18 protein-coding genes are annotated in these 21783 nt (G+C 51.8%); 12 read left to right on the top strand and 6 right to left on the bottom strand.

What is annotated here, in order from left to right; translation table 11 throughout:
- Positions 1 to 263 precede the first annotated feature (263 nt).
- Positions 264 to 3053 carry an insulinase family protein gene (locus tag RC73_RS16100; protein ID WP_039035608.1) on the bottom strand — a complete coding sequence of 930 codons (2790 nt, stop codon included), beginning with the start codon at positions 3051 to 3053 and terminating at the stop codon, positions 264 to 266.
- A gap of 172 nt (positions 3054 to 3225) precedes the next feature.
- On the opposite strand from RC73_RS16100, the gene sixA reads away from it, so the two are divergent.
- Positions 3226 to 3696, top strand: coding sequence for a phosphohistidine phosphatase SixA (gene sixA, locus RC73_RS16105; protein ID WP_039035609.1), 471 nt, complete (start codon positions 3226 to 3228; stop codon positions 3694 to 3696).
- 170 nt (positions 3697 to 3866) lie between these two features.
- On the opposite strand, the gene smrB is transcribed toward sixA, so the two are convergent.
- On the bottom strand, positions 3867 to 4397 hold the full coding sequence (smrB, locus tag RC73_RS16110; RefSeq protein ID WP_039035610.1) for an endonuclease SmrB: 531 nt from the start codon (positions 4395 to 4397) through the stop codon (positions 3867 to 3869).
- A gap of 84 nt (positions 4398 to 4481) precedes the next feature.
- Between smrB and prmB the strand changes: the two genes are divergently transcribed.
- From prmB to RC73_RS16140, 6 genes are all read left to right on the top strand, one after another.
- A complete protein-coding gene (gene prmB, locus RC73_RS16115; RefSeq protein ID WP_039035611.1) occupies positions 4482 to 5426 on the top strand; it encodes a 50S ribosomal protein L3 N(5)-glutamine methyltransferase in 945 nt (314 codons plus the stop codon).
- A 96-nt stretch (positions 5427 to 5522) separates the two neighbouring features.
- Complete coding sequence (aroC, locus tag RC73_RS16120; RefSeq protein ID WP_039035612.1) at positions 5523 to 6617, top strand: chorismate synthase; 1095 nt, start codon at positions 5523 to 5525, stop codon at positions 6615 to 6617.
- The gene (locus tag RC73_RS16125; protein ID WP_039035613.1) at positions 6618 to 7805 is read left to right on the top strand and encodes an MFS transporter; all 1188 of its coding nucleotides are present in this window, start codon (positions 6618 to 6620) and stop codon (positions 7803 to 7805) included. It abuts the gene before it with no gap.
- A gap of 42 nt (positions 7806 to 7847) precedes the next feature.
- Positions 7848 to 8975 carry an ATP-NAD kinase family protein gene (locus RC73_RS16130; RefSeq protein WP_039035614.1) on the top strand — a complete coding sequence of 376 codons (1128 nt, stop codon included), beginning with the start codon at positions 7848 to 7850 and terminating at the stop codon, positions 8973 to 8975.
- 3 nt (positions 8976 to 8978) lie between these two features.
- On the top strand, positions 8979 to 9248 hold the full coding sequence (locus RC73_RS16135; RefSeq protein ID WP_039035615.1) for a YfcL family protein: 270 nt from the start codon (positions 8979 to 8981) through the stop codon (positions 9246 to 9248).
- 374 nt (positions 9249 to 9622) lie between these two features.
- Positions 9623 to 10639 carry a DUF3137 domain-containing protein gene (locus RC73_RS16140; protein ID WP_039035616.1) on the top strand — a complete coding sequence of 339 codons (1017 nt, stop codon included), beginning with the start codon at positions 9623 to 9625 and terminating at the stop codon, positions 10637 to 10639.
- A 156-nt stretch (positions 10640 to 10795) separates the two neighbouring features.
- Here RC73_RS16140 and rnt read toward each other — a convergent pair whose 3' ends face one another.
- Positions 10796 to 11464, bottom strand: a complete 669-nt coding sequence (gene rnt / locus RC73_RS16145) for a ribonuclease T (protein ID WP_039035617.1) — start codon at positions 11462 to 11464, stop codon at positions 10796 to 10798.
- A gap of 141 nt (positions 11465 to 11605) precedes the next feature.
- On the opposite strand from rnt, the gene RC73_RS16150 reads away from it, so the two are divergent.
- Entirely contained in the window at positions 11606 to 12478 is an 873-nt protein-coding gene (locus RC73_RS16150) for a flagellar protein MotY (RefSeq protein ID WP_039035618.1), read from the top strand.
- 231 nt (positions 12479 to 12709) lie between these two features.
- Here the strand turns inward: RC73_RS16150 and RC73_RS16155 are convergent, their stop codons facing one another.
- From RC73_RS16155 to RC73_RS16170, 3 genes are all read right to left on the bottom strand, one after another.
- The gene (locus tag RC73_RS16155) at positions 12710 to 13786 is read right to left on the bottom strand and encodes a ketoacyl-ACP synthase III (protein ID WP_039035619.1); all 1077 of its coding nucleotides are present in this window, start codon (positions 13784 to 13786) and stop codon (positions 12710 to 12712) included.
- Positions 13787 to 13873: 87 nt separating this feature from the next.
- Positions 13874 to 14545: a GntR family transcriptional regulator gene (locus RC73_RS16160; protein WP_039035620.1), complete on the bottom strand. Its 672-nt coding sequence runs from the start codon at positions 14543 to 14545 to the stop codon at positions 13874 to 13876.
- 256 nt (positions 14546 to 14801) lie between these two features.
- Complete coding sequence (locus RC73_RS16170) at positions 14802 to 17129, bottom strand: OmcA/MtrC family decaheme c-type cytochrome (RefSeq protein ID WP_039035622.1); 2328 nt, start codon at positions 17127 to 17129, stop codon at positions 14802 to 14804.
- 341 nt (positions 17130 to 17470) lie between these two features.
- Between RC73_RS16170 and RC73_RS16175 the strand changes: the two genes are divergently transcribed.
- The 4 genes from RC73_RS16175 to gmhB all read left to right on the top strand — a co-directional run bounded on the left by RC73_RS16175 (position 17471) and on the right by gmhB (position 21529).
- The gene (locus tag RC73_RS16175; RefSeq protein WP_039035623.1) at positions 17471 to 18115 is read left to right on the top strand and encodes a 4Fe-4S dicluster domain-containing protein; all 645 of its coding nucleotides are present in this window, start codon (positions 17471 to 17473) and stop codon (positions 18113 to 18115) included.
- 14 nt (positions 18116 to 18129) lie between these two features.
- A complete protein-coding gene (locus RC73_RS16180; protein ID WP_039035624.1) occupies positions 18130 to 20253 on the top strand; it encodes an aldehyde ferredoxin oxidoreductase in 2124 nt (707 codons plus the stop codon).
- Between the two features lie 3 nt (positions 20254 to 20256).
- Positions 20257 to 20781, top strand: coding sequence for a hypothetical protein (locus RC73_RS16185; RefSeq protein WP_039035625.1), 525 nt, complete (start codon positions 20257 to 20259; stop codon positions 20779 to 20781).
- Between the two features lie 193 nt (positions 20782 to 20974).
- Complete coding sequence (gene gmhB, locus RC73_RS16190) at positions 20975 to 21529, top strand: D-glycero-beta-D-manno-heptose 1,7-bisphosphate 7-phosphatase (protein WP_039035626.1); 555 nt, start codon at positions 20975 to 20977, stop codon at positions 21527 to 21529.
- Positions 21530 to 21783: the final 254 nt, after the last annotated feature.

Genomic DNA, 21783 nt, shown 5'->3' on the forward strand with positions numbered 1-21783 from the left:
GTGATGCCAGTATCGTGAGTGATAACTCTTTCAGAAAGTTACCTGATTGTCAAAATTAAACCTTTCTATCACATAAGCTTACCTCAAATTTGTTCAATGTTACTGTTGGTAGATTGAACTGTAATGACAGCTAAAAAGCACGCTGTGCTGATATTGAATATAATACCTTTTGTTTCCAGCTGCTGATTTACTTACTCTTGGGATAATCTGCGATACCGATTGGGGATGAAAAAATCCCCGTTTAAGCAAGTGCAGCCCAGAGATTAAAGGTTAAACTGCTCAGCCTGCTGTTTGAAGGCACGTAAATCAGTGATCAAGGAACCGGCTTGTAGGCGTTCCAGGTGCCTGTGTTGCTCTCCTGTGCTGAACAGCACCAGACGGTCACTGTGTTTGGTACGCATTTTATCCATCATAAACTTAATCAGCCCGGCCCGGGTTTGGCGCTTGATTTGTGCCACCACCAGTTCGCGCTGATTAAAGTGGTAATCCTTATTGCCTATGCTGACCCAATAACGTTGGCTGCGGGTCTTGAGGTTGGCGTCATGTTCCATGACTTGGTTGATCAATCCCTGCTTGGTGCTTTCCCACTGCTCATTGGTTATCTGCATCACGGCGTAGTTAAAGTCGGCGATAAACTCATCTATGGCTTGCAGTAACTGCAGTGGCCCGGCGGTCGGTGACTGTACATAGAAGATCATTCCCGGGTGGCGGTTCAGCGGCAGATAACCAGTGCCCACCATATAACCGAGCTGTCTTTGGGTTCGCAGCTCGTGGAAGAAAGTCGATGACATGGTGTGATTCAAAAGGCTGAACAACGCCATTTTCTCCGGAGTGGCAAACACGGATTGGTAATAGACTATGATGGCGCTGTCCGGGTGGGCTATGTTCAGCTCCCTGAGTACGGTGCCTTTACCCTGAAGGTTGACCAACTCCCTTGCCGATTCACGGCTGGGCTTGGAAACCAGTGACAGAATATGGCTGAGTCGTTTTCCCAGAGACTGGGCTTCCTGTTCCAGCCAGTCACCATAGACCAGGCCTTCCAGGTAGATTTTTTCATAGAAGGCGCTCACATGGTCATGCAGATCGTCCAGGGTGATATCTTCCAACAGCTCTGCCATCCGCAGTGGTTCATAACTGCGTTTTTGCAGGGTTACCGTCAAGCTTGTGAACAGCTGGGAGATGGGTTTCGCCTGGGCATGGTTATACCAACTGCGTAGCAACTGGCGTTTGATAAGGTTGAATCTCTCTTGGGTAAAACTGCGCTCCCGGGCTTTATTTATCAGCAGTGCCAGCAGGGTTTCCTGATTGCCGGTAAAACCGGTTAAATGCAGGGTCAGCCCGCCTTGATGGGGGTAGATGTTGTAGCTGAGGCCAGCCACTTCCGCCTGGTAGGTGTGTTCGGTCAGATGATCGAGCAGCATTTCCACATACAGCCGGGTCAAGGCGGCATGTCTTGGAGTGGGGCTGGCCTGATCCGAATCGAGAGACAGATACAGATGCCCCTTGGGGACATTGAATTCATCATCTTTCTTGTGCCAGATACGATAACCGGCGCCTTCGGCGACAATCACCGGCTCAGGATGCCGACTGGGTTCACTTCGGGCTATGGCGTCTTCAACGATGAAAGGATTGGGTTTTGGCAGCTCCATTCCGGTTTCAGCCTCGGCGCTGCGCCACAGTGCCAGCCTGGCGTCTTCTATGGGCTTAATTTGATACGGGGTGTGATACCAGGCCGCCTGTTGTTCGGTATCCAGATCCTGGGCCACCAGTTGCAGGCGCATATTATCCGGAGTCATCAGGCTCATCAGTGCCCTGGCTTCAGCGACATCCAGGCCATCCATGCGATAGTCGCCATAGACGGTATCTTCAACCTGATAGTGCTGCATATTGATGCTTAGGTGACTGGCCAGATCCAGTGCTTTTATCTGTTCCTGGTAGCGAAATGCCAGTTTGAGTAGATTGGCTCTTTCCTGATAGCGCCAATCTTCCAATCCCTTATCGGCAATGAGTTTGATATAACCGAAGCAGGCTGCAACCACCCTGTCGGTTTGGTTCAAACCTTTGTCGGTCAGCTGAATACTGATGCTGTATTCCTTGAAGTTGTAGCCGTTGATGCCACCACCGGCAGATAGTCCGTTGATAAGGCCGGCGTCCTTGAGTTTGGAAAACAGGCTGCCGTGGCTCTCGCTTCCTAGTAGGTGACTGATAAAGGTCAGTGGTTTACTGCGATAGAAGCGATCGATAGCGGGCAGGGCAAAGCTCAGGGTCAGGCGCTTTTGCTCTTTAAGCGGCACTATGTGGATCTGCTTTTGCAGTTGCTCACAGGAGAACAGTGGCACTTCGGGATAGGATTTTTGCAGGTCATGATTTTTTATTGACGAGAAATAGCGTCTGGCATACTGCTCCAGCTCATCAATTGCCATCGGAGCCACCAGACACAGGGTCATCAGGTTGGCGCTGTAATGGCTGTTGTAGAAGGCAAGCAGTTCTTCCCTGAGCTGTTGCTCGTCTCCGCCCAGCGTTTGTAGATTCCCGACGGAAAATTTGCAAAAAGGGTGCCCCGGATTAACCGTCTCTTTCAATACCTGATAGATACGGCGGATATCGTCTTTCTGCTTGAGACTGAACTCAGATTCTATAGCGTGTCTTTCTCTTTCAACCAATTCCTGATTGAACAGCGGCGCAATAAAGAACTGGCTGAATCTGTCCAGCGCCTCGGCAAATACCAAGGGATCTATGGCAAAGAAGAAGTTGGTGTGCTCAGTACCCGTCCAGGCATTATTGCTGCCACCATGTTGGTTGATAAAACTGTGATAGCCTCCGGCCTCGGGAAACTTGGCTGTCCCCAGGAACAACATGTGTTCAAGAAAATGCGCCATTCCGGGGCGGGATTGGGGATCATCGAAGTGGCCGACATTAACCGCCATGGATGCGGCGGCCTGGGCAGAATGCATATCTTGCACCAGCAATACCCGCAGGCCGTTGGTCAGAGTCAGATGACGATAGCTGCGGTGGTCATTGGGGCTGGAAATGACAGACTGGCAAGTGCTCAAGGGATAACTCCCGTATAGACAGATTGTTATATATTGATAGCCTTATGCTTTTTTGGCAAATATCTCTTGGATTTTTCGACTAAAGATTGAGAGCTGTGCGGTTTGTTGCCGCGCTATAAAGGGCTACAATTGACAAAGAACCATAAGAACTTTTTTCTGTAGTGAGTGATGTATGCAGCTTTTTCTAATGCGCCATGGTGAGGCCAGTTTCGACGCACCCTCGGATCGGGAGCGAATACTGACTGATGCCGGACGCCTCCATACGATACAGATGAGCAACTGGCTGAATGATTCAGTCTCTGCCTTTGATCTGGTGCTGGTGAGTCCTTATCTCAGAGCACAGCAGACCTGGCAGGAGCTGGGAAAGCATTTTCCTGAACCGCGTAAATGGATGGTATTGGATGAATTGGTGCCATCGGCCGACCCGGAAATGGCTGCCAGCCTGGTTAAGGCTTACGCCGAACAATTTAAGGCAGACAAGGTGTTGGTGATAGGCCACATGCCATTATTGGGTTATATGGTCAGTGAATTGGTGGCCGGTATTGAGCCGCCGTTATTTGCAACTTCGTCAGTGGCACTTATCGATGTGCATGGGCAGCAGGCAAGTGTGATGTGGCAACAAGGACCGCACAATATCGCCTAGTGGTTCCAGATTAAAGCAGCCTTCAGGGCGGCGATTAACCTAAACTCAAGCGCCTTAACTGATTAAAAAGGTGACTCTTGGGTAAAGTATCAGCAAAACAAGCAACCCGGCCATGACCGGGTTCTTTGCATTTATAGTGCTAAGTCTGTAAAGGGGCAGCTCAACTGCGGTTAGCGTCTGTGGGGATGTTCGCCAATATCTATCAGTATCAGCAGCGCCGCATCGCCGCCCCATTCTTTGGGGGCCTGATGAAAGGCTTTGACCTTGGGGTGCTGCGCCAGCCACATGGGCAACTGTTGTTTGAGAATGCCGGTGCCGTAGCCGTGCATGACACTACAGCAAGGGCTGTGTTCACGGATACAGGCCTGGATCAAGGCCGCCAGTTCCAGCTTGGCTTCGGTTTGGCGGTAACCATGCAGATCCAAAAGAAAGTCAGGCACATAATCGCCTCTACGCAGACGTTTGACTTCCATGGCGTCTACATCGTCCCGACACCAACGCATAGGGCCGTTAACTGGCAATAATGGCTGGTAAACGTCTGAAAAATAACTGTCCGCCTGGATCTGAACTTCTTTTTCAGCCAGTTGCTTCTTGGTTTTACTCGGCGGGCGGAAATGGCGCTTATCCTGGTCGAGCGGGGTGATCCCGGATACCAGTGCCTGAAATTCCGCCAGGCCTTCTTTGTCGTTTTCTTCGTTCATTAGGCTATTTTATTGAATCCTGTTTCTTCTGAACAGACTTCAGTTACAATGGGGGCGGAATAAGAATAAAGCCGGAGTCAGATTTTGGATAAGATCTTTGTGGATGAAGCCGTCACCGAATTGCGGACGGTAGGCGACATGTTGCGCTGGGCCGTCAGCCGTTTCAATGACGCCAATGTTTATTATGGTCATGGTACAGATAACGCATGGGACGAAGCGGTTTCCCTGGTATTTCACGCCCTGCATCTGCCCGATGACATTGGTCAGCAGGTGATCCACGCCAATCTCACCAGCAGCGAAAAACACAAAATAGTTGAGCTTATCATTCGCCGGGTACGCGAGCGTTTACCCGTGCCTTATCTGACCAACACCGCCCGTTTTGCCGGGCTGGACTTCTATGTGGACGAAAGGGTTCTGGTACCGCGTTCACCGATTGCCGAGATGATCCAAAACGGATTCGGTCCCTGGCTGTACAACAAGCCGGTAAGACGGATCCTCGACCTTTGCACCGGCAGTGGCTGTATCGCCATCGCCTGTGCCTATCAGTTTGAAGAAGCCGAGGTCGATGCGCTGGATATCAGCGAGGATGCACTGGAAGTGGCACAGATAAACGTTGAGTCGCTCGGTGTGATGGACAGGGTGTTTCCCATGCAGTCCAACCTTTTCAGCGCAGTGCCACGAGCGCCGCAGTACGATCTGATTGTGTCCAACCCACCTTATGTCGATGCCGAAGATATTGCCGATATGCCGGATGAGTATCGCCATGAGCCGGAAATTGGTTTGGCGTCCGGTCGAGACGGCCTGGATATCACCAAGCGCATTCTGGCCAACGCCGCCGACTACCTCACAGATGAGGGTATTCTGGTGGTGGAAGTGGGCAACTCCATGGTGCATCTGATTGAGCTTTTCCCCGATGTACCTTTCACCTGGGTCAGCTTTGAACATGGCGGCGATGGGGTGTTTGTGCTGACAAAAGATCAGTTAGTTGAAAATCAATCACTGTTCGCCATCTATAAAGACAGTGAATAATAAAGCGGCCCATTAGCCAATGGGCCTGTAAAGCCGAGGTTCGGATGGCCGAACCTCTATGGCCGGTCACTTTATCTCTAGGGGGAAATTAAGCGGATGTCGGGAAACAGCATAGGTCAGAACTTTGTCGTCACCACTTTTGGTGAAAGCCATGGGCTTGCACTGGGCTGCATTATCGATGGCTGCCCGCCAGGGCTTGAGCTGACTGAAGCCGATATGCAGCAGGATCTCGACCGGCGCCGTCCGGGAACTTCCCGCTATACCACAGCCAGGCGAGAGCCGGATCAGGTGCGTATTCTCTCCGGCGTGTTTGAGGGCAAGACCACAGGCACCTCCATCGGGCTGGTGATTGAAAATACCGATCAGCGCAGTCAGGACTACTCCAATATTAAAGATCTGTTCCGTCCCGGACATGCCGACTATACCTATCAGCAAAAATATGGCCTGCGCGATTATCGCGGCGGTGGCCGCTCCTCGGCGCGTGAAACTGCCATGCGGGTGGCGGCAGGGGCTGTGGCGAAGAAATACCTCAAGGCAGTACACGGCATTGAGATCCAGGGTTATCTCTCCCAGCTTGGGCCTATCTGCGCCGACACTCTGGATATGGCGCAGGTGGAACAGAACCCCTTTTTCTTCCCCGATGCCTCCAAGTTGGAAGCGTTGGATGACTATATGCGCGAGCTGAAAAAATCCGGTGATTCCATCGGTGCCAAGGTCAGTGTGGTGGCCACAAATGTGCCGGTCGGCCTTGGCGAACCGGTATTTGACCGTCTCGATGCCGATATTGCCCATGCACTGATGGGGATTAATGCGGTCAAGGGCGTTGAAATCGGCGATGGTTTTGCCGTTGTTAACCAAAAGGGCTCAGAGCACAGAGATCTGATGTCGCCTGCCGGGTTTGACAGCAACCATGCCGGCGGTGTGCTCGGGGGTATCTCTTCCGGGCAACCGATAGTGGCCCATATGGCGCTGAAACCCACGTCCAGTATCAGCGTGCCAGGCAAGAGCATGACAGTGCAGGGCACAGAGGCCGAAGTGGTGACCAAGGGGCGGCACGACCCCTGTGTCGGGATCCGCGCCGTGCCCATTGCCGAAGCCATGTTGGCGATAATCTTGATGGATCACTTGCTGCGTCATCGGGCCCAAAACCAGGATGTCAGCAGCCTTACACCTGTACTTGGAATGCGATAAATGCGCGGACTGTTTCCCGCAGGGGGACAGCTCGCCTGGCTTTCTGCCTGCTATTTCTTTTTCTTTGGCATACTCGGTGTCATGGTGCCCTATCTGGGGGTATTTTTTGACAACCGCGGTTTCGATGCCGCCGAAATAGGCTTCCTGCTGGCCATACTCATGGCAACCCGCATAGTCGCGCCCAATGTCTGGGCGCTGGTGGCGGATCGCACCGGCATGCGCTCTGAGCTTATCAAGCTCGGCGCCTTTGCCGCCGCCTTGACCTATCTGAGTTTCTTTTATCATGGCGGCTTTCTCTATCTGGCGCTGAGTCTGGCCCTTTATACCTTTTTCTGGAATGCGATTCTGGCGCAACTTGAGGTGATCACCCTGGAAACCCTGGGTACTGAAGCCAACAAGTATGGCCTCATTCGAAGTTTCGGCAGTGTCGGCTACATCGTGCTGGTGGTGGGTACTGGCTGGGCCATCAAGGAGTTTGGCCCCGAGGTGCTGCTCTATGTCGGGCTGAGTCTGTTTCTTGGGTTACTGGGCTGTGCCTTACCTTTGCCTTCGAATCGCGCCTCGGCGGGGGCCGGGCAGGATAAGCCGGCACTTAAACTCGGGCGGCCGCTGCTGTGGTTTTTACTGTCTGCCATGTTGCTACAAGCCAGCGCCGGGCCTTTCTACGGCTTTTTCGTGCTTTATCTCAAACAGGTGGGTTACACAGAGGCCAGCGCCGGTATTTTTGTGGCGCTAGGGGCTGTGGCGGAAATCTTCATGTTTATGATAGCGCCCAGATTACTCGGTCGCTATGGGGTCAAGACGCTGCTGCTGGTGAGCATAGGCATGACCGCGCTGCGTTGGCTGCTGGTGGCTTTTGGCGCCGAAAGCATGTTGCTTTTGGGGCTCAGCCAACTGCTGCATGCCTTTACCTTTGGTTTGACCCATGCGGCATCCATCCAGTTTGTGCACCGTAATTTTGATATCAGTCACCGCAGCAAGGGCCAGGCACTTTATGCCAGTTTGAGCTTTGGCGTCGGCGGCGCTTTGGGTACCTGGATCTGTGGCCTGATTTGGGGCGATGGCAGCGGCGCCTTCTGGTGTTGGGTGTTTGCCGCCGCGTGCGCCTTGCTGTCCATGTTGGCCGTGCTGGCTATTCCGGGTAGCGACTCCAGGCGTCAATCACAGAGTGACCCCATTGACGCCTGATGATTTCTTACAAGAGCAGAGCATCATTTGCCGGAGAGAGTTATGAGTAAAATGTTTCGACTGGGCCTTATCATTAATCCGCTGGCCGGGCTTGGAGGCAGTGTGGCCCTCAAGGGCAGTGACGGTGTGGCAAAAGAGGCGCTGAGCCTGGGTGCCACCCCCAAGGCCGGTCTGCGAATGGAACAGGCCTTGGCTGTGATAACACCTTTTGCCGAGCGCCTGCAAATCTATACCGCCTCGGGGAACATGGGCGCCGACTTGGCGCAAAAGCTGGGTTTTCGCACCGAGGTGTGTTACCAGGCGGCAACGGATACCAGTCGCAGTGATACCCAGGCTGCCGCCAAGGCCTTGATGGCGCAGGAGCTGGACTTGCTACTGTTTGCCGGCGGCGATGGCACGGCAAGGGATATTTACGGCGTTGTCGGTGAGCACTTCCCCGTACTCGGTGTACCGGCCGGGGTCAAAATTCATTCGGGTGTTTACGGCATTACTCCCCACGCATCCGGGCTGGTATTGAAGCAGCTGCTGGAAGGTGCCCTGGTGAGTCTGATGAGCGCCGATGTGATGGACATAGATGAAGAGGCCTTCCGCCAAGGCACGGTAAGGGCGCGGCGTTATGGTGAAATGACAGTACCTGCCGAGCCGCGATATATCCAGGCGGTGAAGATGGGTGGCCGCGAGGTAGATGAACTGGTGCTGGCGGATATTGCCGCCGAGGTGGTCGGCGATATGGAAGATGAGCTCTATATCATGGGCTCCGGCAGTACAGTGGCGGCCGTGATGGAGGAGCTGGGGCTCGATAACACTCTGCTCGGGGTGGATCTGGTGCAGAACAAGACCCTGCTGGCCTCGGATCTTAATGCGGCGCAGTTATTGAGCGCCACTGAAAATCAAAAGGTTAAGTTGATCATTACCCTGATAGGTGGGCAAGGGCACATTCTTGGCCGTGGCAATCAGCAGTTGTCGCCCGAGCTTATCCGGCGCATTGGCAAGGAAAATATCATCATTCTTGCCACCAAAAGCAAACTAAAAGCACTTGAAGGCAGGCCGCTTATCGTGGATAGTGGCGACCAGAAATTGGATAGCGAACTTAGTGGCTATTATCGAATTGTGACAGGTTACCGGGATTACGTGATGTATCAGGTGGCCAACCCAGACTTAGCGGAGTAGAGCATGTTAGAGAAGTACGAACAGGCATTGGAGCAGTGGATTGGCGAGATAGTGGCCGGCGGTGACGATGATGCCCTGTTTGCCAGCGGTTACCTTCAAGGCCATTTTGCCGTGGTGCTGGCCGAGCTGGAAAACGAGTCAGAGCAAGGGCTGGATGCCTTGAATGAGCGGATGCAACAATGCCTGAAACTGGCAGCTAAAGAGCTTGAAGATGCCGACTATCGTTTGGTGGATAACGCTTGGTTAGAACTGAAACAACGAATCGCCGCCTGAGTTTTGTCGGCGCAGCGAGACAAGTTTGTTGTTGTTCCGGGTATAAAACCCGCAGTGGCTCCTTGTTGAAAAGGAAAGCTGTAATGCCGTCAATATTATCGAAATAAATATTATCCGATGACAAGAGTCATCGGATTTTTGTCTCTTTAAAGCCCTACGTAAGAATAGTTTTATTCGACAGCGTTTTTGTTCTCTGGAGCACGCCGGGTTACCGGAGTAAAAGAGACCTTTGGTGAACTGCTGCGGTAAATGGGGGAAGTGCTAGTCTCAGTGTTCGTTGTGCATTTTGCCAACTGCTTAGTCTGAGGCTGAGAGACTATTGTCGGATAGTCACGGGCTGGCTCGGCAAAAATGGCAAAAATAAAGAAAACAGGATGAATTCAATGGAGTTGGAGATCCCGGAGCAGGACAAGCTGGCCTTCGGCCAGTATTACGGGAAAAAGATTGCCCCCAAGTGTCGGCGTTATGAGTCGGTACGAGAGGCCGCCGCTGCCAGGTATAAAGAGCGTAGAAAGATAGTTGCGCCTCTCACCTTTATCGGCATTCCGGCATTTTTGCTGTTTTTTGCCATGAGTTTCTATGGCGCTTTCATGCTGGATTTTAAAGATGGGGTGTTTTTCATTGGTTTTGGCGGCGCCTTGGTATCCCTGGGATTGGTGGTGTTGGCCAATATCTGGGCAGGCAGTGAGATAGGTGAACTGCGTACCCAGATAGTCGAGGAGATCTATCCTTTACTGCTGGGTTATTTCGGTAAAAGCTTTGCGTTCAATCCTCCGGGATTGCCTGAACTGGAAAGCTATAAAGACTATGGTCTCTTTCCCGACTATGACAAAGGTTATTTTCAAAACTCAGTCAGAGGCAAGTATCTTAATGTGCCTTTTCTGCTTAGGGAACTGACGTTACTCGAACGCACAGGCAAGAACGATAATGGTCCCCAATATAAGACGCTGTTCGATGGCATAGTGATAGAGTTCGAGCTGCCGAAGAGATTTTCCGCCACCATCCAGGTGCGCCGCGATAAAGGTTTTATGGCCAATGGCTTGGCGCAGTTTAGAAGCAAACTCACGCGGGTAAAGCTGGAAGACCCGGACTTTGAGGGTAGATTTGAAGTTTACAGTGACGATCAGCTCGAAGCCAGATATGTGCTTAATACAGTGACCATGGAACGTTTGTTGTCACTATCAGGATTTTATCAAGGTGAGCTGGAAGCCTGTTTTAAACAGGGGCGATTGTTTGTCAAAATAGCCTGTCAGCATAGCTATTTTGAGCCGCAACTTGATCTACTCAAGCCGCTGGATCTCAGCGCAGACATAGAACAAGTGTTTAAAGAGATCCATGAAGTGTTCGATTTGATTAAGGCTCTTAAACTCGACAGTCGCACTGGGCTTTAAATATGAGGCTCAAGACCTTGGTTTTGAGCCGGGCTGTCTTTGTTTTCTGGTCACTGGTCGGTGGTTGCTGATGCACCCTCAAGCCAAACGCTCAAATAGTTTGGCTTGAGGCCAGGAAATCCCAGAGTTTTAGTCGGCTTATATGTCTGAGCCGGTTTAGATATCCCCTTGCGGGGTGTCGGTTTCGGCGGTGGCAGGCAAAGGCCAGCCGCCAAGAGCTTTCCAGCGGTTCACTATGTAGCAGAACAGCTCGGCGGTGCGCTCTGTATCATAAAGCGCCGAATGGGCTTCTTTGTTGTCAAAGGGGATCCCGGCCAAGCTGCAGGCCTTGGCCAGTACTGTGTGTCCTATGGCCAATCCGGCCAGCGTGGCGGTGTCAAAAGTAGCAAAGGGATGAAACGGCGAGCGCTTGATATCATTGCGCTCGATTGCTTTGCTGACAAAGCCGTGATCGAAGGCGGCATTATGAGCCACTATGATAGATCTGTGGCAGTCGGCTGCTTTCTGCGCTTTTTTCACCGCCTTGAATATCTCCAGAAAAGCTTCTTTCTCGCTGACAGCGCCCCTGAGGGGGTTGTTGGGATCTATGCCGTTGAATGCCAGCGCCTCCGGCTCGAGGTTGGCGCCTTCAAAAGGTTCGATATGGTAGTGCAGGGTTCTGTCTATTCCCAGATTGCCCTCGGCATCCATCTTCAGCAGACTGACGGCAATCTCCAGCAGCGCGTCTGTCTGCGCATTGAAGCCAGCGGTCTCCACGTCGATCACCACAGGGAAATAGCCCCTGAATCTGTGCTTGAGTTGGTTGGCTAGGCTTGGCTGAGTCATGCATTTCCCCTGGAAAATAACGAAGCGGCTATTATGCTAAAACATCAACAGGGTGTCATGTTCGATTGTTGTTTTTATAGGCTAAAGGAATGAATTTCTTTGCCGATAGAGACAACATGGTGTGTGAAAAGAGAGATTTCTATGTGGCGTAAACTGTTTCTGCTGTCGACTCTTTGTCTGCCGTGGTCGGCGATGGCGGATCTCAGGCACTATGTGGCGTCACTCGACGACTCTCATTGGCGTGTGGCGCAAAACACCCCCATAGGTTGCAGCCTCGAGCACGATATTCCCTCCTACGGCAAAGCTGTGTTTTCCAGTCATGCGGGTAAAGAGCTGAATCTGCAGTTTACTCTGGACATGTGGCAAAAGCCTGATGCAGTGACTCATGCTCGCTTGATGAGCAAAGCGCCAGCCTGGCGTCCCGGGGTGACATCAAAGGCGATTACCGAGTTGAGCTACCAGAAATACTTCAATGGCGAAGTGCCGAAACAGGCCGCCTGGTCCATGCTGACTGAGCTGGATCGCGGCATGGAACCCACTTTCTACTACAGCGATTGGTACAACCAAAGCCACACGGTGGCGGTCGGCCTTTCCGCGGCCAACTTTGCCCAGAAATACCGCGAGTTCAAGCAGTGTCTGGCCAATCTACTGCCTTACAGTTTCGATGATATCGCCTTTACCGTGCTTACCTATGAGATGGGCGGTACTGAGTTGACCCGTTATTCCAAGGCGCAGCTGGCGCGGGTGCAGGAGTATCTGGCCTATGATCCTGAAGTGGAGCTGGTGCTGATTGATGCCTATACCGATAGTTATGGCGGCCGCAGCATTAACCAGAAGGTTTCACAACAGAGAGCTGATTCCGTTAAAGATTTTTTTGTCGCACGGGGTATCCCGGGAGACAGGATCCATACTGAAGGACACGGCGAACGGCGGCATGTGGCATCCAATGATTCCAGTGATGAACGGGTCCGTAACCGTCGGGTAGTCATCCGGATAAGCAAACCGCTCAAGTAGGGCCAAGAACTGACCTAAGAGAAGGTGCGAATAAGACCTCGAGGCCTTCTCTTTTTTAGAAAGCGGTATAATTGAGTGAGTTTATTTCGGCAAGCATTTTACTCTATATTCGTCAGCGCAACTTTTTGTTGCGACCGGACATGTTATTCCTGGCCAAGTATGGCATCTAAAAACGAAAATGCCGTTCATTGAAAGTGAACGGCATTTTGTTTGGAGTTCTGCTTAATTCGTTTAAGCCTTATCGCGATGGCAGAAATAGTCTACTGCGCGTTTTACCAGTTCAATACCTGTCTGCTCGCATGGCGGCAGCTCGGCATCGCTCTGTTTCAGCGGTGTGACTCTATCACCCCATTTCAGCAGCAAGGCCGCGCTGGTGAGGCCAGCGCCGAAGGCACAGGACAGAATGTGTTGTCCTGGCTTGATCATGCCTTTTTCCAACGCATCACAGATAGCGATGGGAATGGTCGCGGCCGAGGTGTTGCCATAGTTGGCTATATTGACGAAGGCCTTCTCTTTGGGGATCTTCATTCTGTGTACCAGAGTGTCGATGATCCTCTCGTTAGCCTGATGGGGGATTACCCAATCGACTTGTTCTTTATCCAAGCCACATTTATCCAATACTTGGGCGCTGAGTTTACCCATACCGTTGATGGCACGTTTGAAAATCTCCTGGCCGTCGAACTGAATGTAGAAGTCCAGCGACTCGGCGACAAATCTATCCATACCCGTCCCGAAACTGGCCTTCAAAATATCGCGGCCACCTGGGTCATTGTTGAGCTCATAGCCCAGTACGCCACATGGGCTGTCTGTTGCTTCCAGCACCACAGCACCGGCACCATCACCGAACAGTACTGCGGTCTCTCTTCTTGACCAGTCGAGATAGAAGCTGAGACGCTCGGCGCCGATAACCAGGACTTTCTTGCATTGACCACTCTTTATCTGGGCGGTGGCCAGGCCTACGCCATAGAGAAAGCCACTGCAGGCGGCGTTGATGTCAAAGGCGGCACAGGTTGCGCCTACATTGGCCTGCACGGTCGAGGCTATGTTGGGGATCAGGGTGTCCGGGCTGGCGGTGGCCAGGATAATCATGTCCAGTTCGCTACCTTCTATGCCGGCGGCGGCCAGTGCATGCTGGGCAGCGACTGTGGCCAATTCAGAAGTGTTGACGTGGCTTATATGACGCTGGCTAATCCCTGTTCTGGGTTTAATCCATTCATCGGAAGTATCGATAAAGGTGGCCAGATCATGATTGGTCAGTACGGCAGGGGGAACGCACTTTCCCCAGCCGGTAATAGTGGCGTACTGCATTGAATTTACTCTCAAAATAAAAAGACAGAAGCCAGATCTGTCTTTTGGACAACTAAAGCGCTATTGCTTGGAAAGGGTCGTGATTTTTCAGCTCACCTGTTGGGCTACCAATTCGCGAATGGCATTGGCAGCGTGCAGTATGTGGGCCCTCAACAGGACCACGGCCTCATCTATTTTCTTTTGCCGACATAATTGCAGTAGATCCCTGTGATCCTGTTCGGCTCGGGGGATCCCGCCTGTCAGCAACAACTGTAAGCGGATATAGCGATCACAGTTGGTGTTCAGACCATGTACGACTTCCATGGTATGGGGACGGTTGGCGGCGCGGTACAAACTTGTGTGGAACTCTGTGTTGAGTTCGCTCCAACTGCCCACGGCATCATCCTGTTTAAAGGCGGATTCCAGTTTGTCCAGTACGGCTTCGGCCTGACGCAGATCTTCATCCTGCAGGTTTGGAATGGCTTTGGCAAGGAGATCAGTTTCAATCAGTGCTCTGAGTTCAAATAACTCGCTGACTTGTTCAACCGATAGTTCGGTAGCCGTGGCGCCTTTATGGGCTTCAAACTTGACCAACCCCTCGGCTTCCAGTTGCAAAAGGGCTTCCCTGACCGGAATCCGGCTGACATTCATCTCTTCTGCCAGGGCGCTTTGACGCAACGGTTCACCGGCTGCGATTTCCCCTGAAAGAATTTTTTCCCGCAACACTTCGACCACAACCTGAGTGCGCGTTTTATGAACGATGGGGGTAGTTCGACTCATAGATCCCGTCTTTGTATACGTTATTCGGTTTTGATCCGATTAAGACTACAGCGAATATTCAGATAAATAAAGGGAAACCACTAGGGCTTCCTGTTTCTGCATCGATCAAGATGATGGTGGATTTCGAGCAGAGCAGTGCTCAGTTGGCGATATCATGGCAGCTGTGTCGGATTGGCAGGTTTGAGCTCCTGAATTGATAAAAACTGCATATAAAAACGGCGCCGAAGCGCCGTTTTGGCCGATAAGGCAATGAGGCTTAATCCCCGAGGCCGTGTACCTTGTCGACACCGTTATTACGTCCCTCGGCATGACAGATGGCGCAGCTTTCGCTGCCGCTCAGATATACAGGTCCACCACTGGCATCCTTTTGGAAAACGCCACCGAAGGCTTCGGCATGGCTGGCCCAATCGTCCACCTGGACATGGCAACCACCACAGGCTGCAACTGTGGGAGAATACTCGGCTATTTGGCCTTTCTCGGTGGCGCCGGGAGTGGCGACCAACACGGAGGCGCTCTGGCTCAGTCCATCCAATGTAAGTTGACCCTTGCTATGGCAGGCGCGGCAATCATTGGCTGGCTTGGGATAAGTGGCTGTTTCTCGATCGCCACCCATACCGGCCACAGTACGGGTACCACTGTGCAGCGAATGCACCATTTCCCTGTAATTCAGGCTGTTATTCAGGGTACGGACAGCTTTTATCTGCTCCATGCCCGGAGTGTGTTTCAGCCCGGCATTTAAGTACATATTGGTGTCATTGTTGTGGCAGTCGTTGCAGCTCTTGTCGGTCAGCGCCGTGGCACCTTGAGGCGCATGACAACTGCCGCAACTGTCATTACCTGGCTGGAAATGACTGGCCAGAGTATGAGCACTGACAACCCGCTGCTGCATATCGTTGTCATGACAGCGCTGGCAAGCGGTTTCATCGGCAATGGCTTTGCTGCTCGCCGGGGCGCCGATGAGCGACAAGGGGTTAGCGGCAATCACTTCGATTCGGGTAGAGCTGGTATCGCAAGCCACCGCAAAACCTGTATTGGGATCGGCACAGACAACCAGTTTTGCCCGAACTTGAGTCTTGTCCGGCTCACCGAAATCCGCTATCTGAAGCGGGCCTATGGCGGCGTTGAGACTGTGCCCCTGCATGGCCAGGGTGACGTCATCCCCAGGGTTGGTCAAGTTCCAAATCTTGCGCTGACCATTGTTGAGCGGACGATTAAGCGGCTCAGGATCGCCACTGACGGTCAGCCACAAAGACTCAATGGCCGGATCGTCTGCAGGCAGGCGGCCTTGACTGCGAAAATCCAGGCTGATACTCAGCTTGTCGCCATTGATAACGGCGGAGGAAAGCGCAAAGGCGTACTCCTGTTTGATGAGTTTGCTTGTCCTGCCAAGGCTCAGGTGGATTTTACCTGCGCCCTCAGGATTACTGGCGTCCGGATGGCAACCGGAGCAGCTCTGTTGCCACCCTCTGGGGAAGAGTTCTCTATCGTGGAATAACGCACTGGCACTGCCATTCCAGTCATCCGGGGCATCTTTACTGTGACAGCTCAGGCAACTGTTACTGCCGGGAATAAAGTATTGACTGGCCTGCGGCGCCGCATCAGGAATATGGCAGCTTTTACAGTCGTTGATATCACCGGGATAGTGTAATTGGCTGTAGTCATATTCATGGCCCCGATAGCCAACGACCTTATAGTCGCCCTGGTGAATTTTGTGTGTCAGGGTCGCCATATCAAGCGCTGAGCCGGTTTCAGGGTCGCCCGAATAACTGGTGTGGCACATGACACAGCCTTCAAAGGCAAAACGCTTACTGCCGTGCATTAACAAACGCGCCTCACTGTTATCCCTGTCACTGCCGTGGCAGCGATAACATGCCTGCTGCTGATCCATCAGTACCCGGCTGTCTTCGGCTGCGGCGGCTTGGCCGGTTGCCGGAATAAAGTCATAGACACTGTTGATAAGCATACTGCTCGGTGAACTGTCGGCAGCGGGTTTGAGTTCCAGATAGACCCTGTGAGTCTTATCACTCTCATACTGGGTATCGAGCCCTTCAAAGCTTGGGTATTGATTGAGTGCCTTGCTGAATTGATAACGGTAACGCCCCTGGCCCAGGCTCTGTAGGCAGTCGAGTTTGCAGTCACTCTCAATCCCGGCTTGCCACTGCGCTGCGGCCTGTGCTGTTGCCCCTGTCCCCGGCTCAACCAGTTTATTGATATAGCTTATCCATTGGGGGGCGCGGCTTATTGCATAGCGTCCCTCTGCCGGCTTTGAATCGCCGTACATGGGCTGGGCGCTGCCCAACTTGGCTATGCCCATGGCCAAGGCTGAAACCTGTTCCAGTTGTTCCAGTCCTGTCACGGCAACACCGTTGGAGTCGCTTAAGAAAAAGTCGACCGAAACCCGGGTCTGCTCATCTATGGTGACGGCTTCGATATTGGCCTGCAGTGATTTGGCTTTGGCAATATTGATCCCCACTTCGCCCGGAGGACCCACTTGGCCGTCATCGCCATCGGAACATGCAGCCAATAAGCAAACCACCAGTGGAGATAGTTTCCACCAGGCGTTTTTAGGCTTGAATTTCATCATTTCCCATTCCTTTAAGTTTTTAGATTCTGTCGGGATTTCTAATTAGGAATGTATGCGAGGCTTAATCTATTTGATTTGAATAATTTGTCTGTGACCATCGTCAATATGTTCCAGCTATAACTGATAAGCGCAGATTCAGTCTAAGTTGTATTTTTCTATTTTGAGAAGATTGTAATTTTAATATTTGATTATGGTTTTAGATAATGAGATTGGCTGGCTTACTTGTGAGTAAATGTGACTCAGATTGGGAAAAAATGTCTGGATTTAATTAGCATGAGTCGTCGGGTTTTTGGTGTATGCATATTTAAATAATATTTCTTAAACTAATTAAGGAACGCAATATGATTACCAGACGAGGAATGCTGAAAGGGAGTATGGGAGCTGCCGTAGGCACTGTCTATGGTGGAACGCTTATCAGCTTTCTTACCGGTTGTGGCAGCGACAACGACAGCGATGAAAAGGTTGAGGTGTTACCCGGTGGATTGATGGTGGTTAATCCGGTTATCTGCGTCAGTTGCCGTCGCTGTGAAATCGCCTGTGGCTGGAACCATGAAGGTGATTGCAGCCCAACCCTGGCAAGGGTCAAAGTCGAACACAACATGAACTATGGGCCTCATGGTGTGCAATTCAATTACACAGAGCAGCGGGGTGAGTGCGGCGATCGAACTGTGGTGCCGGCCACTTGTCGCCATTGTGAGGTTTGTACAGAGGTCTGTCCGCAGCAGGCTATTTCAACTCATCCGGAAACCGGCGCTAAAGTGATAGATGAAAAGCGCTGTGTCGGCTGTGGTTATTGTGCCGATAAATGTCCGCAACAAGTGATCAAAGTTGTACGTAGCAAAATGAAAGCCGTGAAATGCGACCTGTGTCAGGGCGAACCGGCTTGCGCCCAGGTTTGTCCAACCGGTGCGATTAAGTTTTATACCTGGGAACAGGCGGAAGCTGCACTCGAACAATATGAAAAATATACTGGCCTGATCGGTTAATGAGGTAATAAAAAATGACAGATAAACTTGGCGGATGGGCCGGTAAAGTATTAAGAGTTAATTTAACAACCGGTGATATTACAACAGAGTCAACAGATAAGTATCATGATTATATTGGTGGTATGGGGATAGGCTATAAGATTCTTTGGGATGGCCATAAAGATAATATCAAGGCCACAGATCCTGAAAATATTATTGTATTCTCCGCCGGCCCGCTAACTGGTTCTGGGGTGATTTGTACTGGTCGTACAACTATTACTTCCCGCAGCCCGGTGATTAAAGATCATCTGATTTCTGATGGACATTTCGGTGGTCATTTTTCACCGGCAATGAAATATGCCGGATTTGATGCCATCGCCATTGAAGGTCGCGCCGCCGCACCTGTATGGCTCAGAGTTGAAGACGGTAAAGTTACATTGGAATCAGCCGCCTCGCTCTGGGGTAAGGGGATTTTTGATACCCACGCCATGATAGCCGAAATGATGGGCCCCAATGCCCAGGTGGCTGCCATAGGCCAGGCGGGGGAGAATCAGGTGCCGCTGTCAGTGATTATGACTCAGGGAGGGCATTCTGCCGGTGGTCATGGCGCCGTGCTCGGGTCAAAGAATTTTAAAGGGATAGGCATCATAGGCACAGGGGCTGTGGCTATTGCCGCCGATAATGCCAACATGCGTCGGCTCGATGACCATATTCTGGGGATAATAGGTGCCAACAACCAAGGGGTTGTACCTTCAACTCCGCAGTCCTGGGCCGAATACTCCAATGGTATCAGCCGCTGGAAAGCGCGTCCGGGGCTCAAATGGGGGCAGTCGGATCAGCAGATTGAGCTAGGCGAGGTGCCGTGGAATGAACGTAACAAGGTAGGCTTCCGTACCTCAATGGCCGAGATGTACTTCGGTGAAGAGTACGCCAACAAATGGATGAAGCGTACCGGTGGCTGTCATGCCTGCCCCATTCGCTGCTTCTGTGAACTCAAGGTGCCTGAGCTGAAACAGAAATATGGTCGCAAGAGCGAACATATCTCCAACGTCTGCATGGGATTCCTGGCGCCTCAGTATCTGATGGATACCAAGAAGGGCTCGGAAGAACATGCGATGACAGGTGCTCTGGGGGGCAACCTGATCGACGATTATGGCATCTGGTGTAACTATGGTCTGATTTCGCACCTGTTCAAATACCTTAAAAAACACGATATGTTCCAATATCTGTTGCCTAAAGAGGAGTTTGACAGCATCCCTTGGGATCTGTGGGACAAGAAAGATCCGGCGTTTCTTATCGATTTTTACCGCCGTATCGCCTATCGCGAAGGGGAAATTGCCCATATGGCCGATGGCATGTCGGATCTGATTGAGCGCTGGAAACTGGATGGACGTAATCCGGATCTCGGTTATTGGGATATCCACAAAGAATCCTCGGTGAAAATTTTCAATAAGAAGACCAACGCCGCTGTGCACCATGCCAGTGAGACCGCAGGGCAGGTGGGCACCCTGATCAATATGGTGTTCAACCGCGATGCTCAGTGTCACTCCCATATCAATATTGTTAACTGTGGCTTGCCTCAGGACATGATAGAAACCATAGCCGCCGAATTCTGGGGCGAAGGTGCCTTTGATAAGGTGAAATGGTATACCCCAATAAACCCGGCCAAGGTTAAGTTTGCCAAGTGGTCTTTGGTGAAAAACGTGCTGCACGACTCATTGACTCTCTGTAACTGGATGTTCCCCTTGCTGGCTTCGCCGGACAAGAATCGTAACTACCGCGGAGACAGCACCATAGAATCCCAGATGTTCTCTCTGGTTACAGGTAAAGAAGTGACTGAGACTGAGCTCGACTTTATGGCCGAGCGGGTACTGCATCTGCACCGGGCGCTGACTATCATTCAAATGAATGAGATCAATATGCGCAATGAGCACGATGTGCTTTGCGATTGGGTTTACGACCTGGACCCCGACAAGGCCTTCGGCGATGAAGGCACCATCAAGATGGACAGGGACGATATTCAAAAGGCGTTGGATATGTTCTATGACGATTTTGGTTGGGACAGGCAAACCGGGGCACCGCTGAGATCAACCCTGGAAAAATTCGGCCTGGGTTATGCAGCCGATGCGCTGGAGGCCCGTGGCTTGTTGCCGGGATAAAGCATGCTGGAACTGGTGGACTTTATCCGGTTGTTCAGCCAACACGGACGCCTGGTTTCCCTGCCGCAGCTGTTGGCTGTGGCGGGGGATAACTCAGAGAAGACTGTGGATGCGGTGCAAGAGTATATCCGTTTGATCCTGGCGCCTGAACACAGGGACCTGAAGATGCGAGTATCAGAGGGAGAACACTTCTTCTATTCAGACCGTTACATGGTAGACAATTATGCCAACCGTTGGTTGGCACTGCAACGTGGGGAAGTTGCCTCGACCCTGGCGCAGCAGATACGCGAAGCCAGTTGTCGCCATACCGCTGTGCTTGAGGCTTCGGTTTTGGGCTATCCCCCTTATAGCTTGGATGCCGAAGCGCAGCAGGCGCTGCAACAACAGTTATTGGCGATGCCGGAATATGACGACATACGCTATGACATAGGCAACGATGGCAAGGGGTATTACTTCTCCACCGATGGTCTGAGTCCTGAGTATGCCAGAGTGCTCGCTGATTACGACCCGTTTGAATGGTCATGCTGAGTCTGGATGTCTGATGCCTCCCTGCGGGCGTGCTCCCGAGCATCAGACATCCGGGCGAGGCACCTATCCCGGGCTCCAATGCCCGGTTTTTCTTATCCTCTGCCGTCAAGCTCACAACATAAGCCTGTTCTCACAGTGCATTTTGCCGCAATGAGTGGAATAATATTGCCATTCGCTTTCTGGGAGGCAAACAGTGAACCGAGCGGTTTTTTTGGATAGAGATGGTGTAATCAATGTCGATCACGGCTATGTACATCAAATAGATGATTTTGAATATATTGAAGGTGTCTTCGATGCTTGCCTGGCGTTGAAGTGCCAAGGCTATAAGCTGGTGGTGGTGACCAATCAGTCGGGAATTGCCCGTGGGCTCTACACTGAAGATCAGTTTGCCAGTCTCACCGAATGGATGGATTGGAACTTTGCCGACAAGGGGGTGGATCTCGATGGCATCTATTACTGCCCGCACCACCCGGAGAAGGGCATAGGTGAATACAAACAGGATTGTGACTGTCGTAAACCCAAGGCGGGAATGATCAACAGTGCAGCCAGTTTCCTTAAGCTGGAACTTGCCGCCAGTGTAATGGTCGGTGACAAGGCTGATGATATGCGCGCTGCCAAAGCGGCGGGGATCCCGGTGCGGATCCTGGTCAGAAGTGGCAAAGAGGTGACTCAGGAAGCCATGGATGAGGCGAGCGTAGTACTGGATAGCATTGCCGATGTACCTAAATATCTGGCATCACTGGCCTAATTTGGCGGATTATTGGACTTCTTGGTGTAATAGTAATCACTCGGAGACTTTGATAAGAAAAATCGCCTTTTAGGGGTTGCGCAAAAATTCAGGCTCCCTATAATGCGCAACCACTGACCCGCGACAGGGTCTGGAAGTCAAAGGTTCAAACATCGAATGCTTTAAGCTAAAATGTTTGGCTGGCTTCCTTTGCTCTTTAACAATCTATCAAGCAATCTGTGTGGACACTCACAGGCATTGAGAAATCGACAAAA

The organism is Shewanella sp. ECSMB14102, assembly GCF_000813075.1.
GTDB lineage: Bacteria > Pseudomonadota > Gammaproteobacteria > Enterobacterales > Shewanellaceae > Shewanella > Shewanella indica.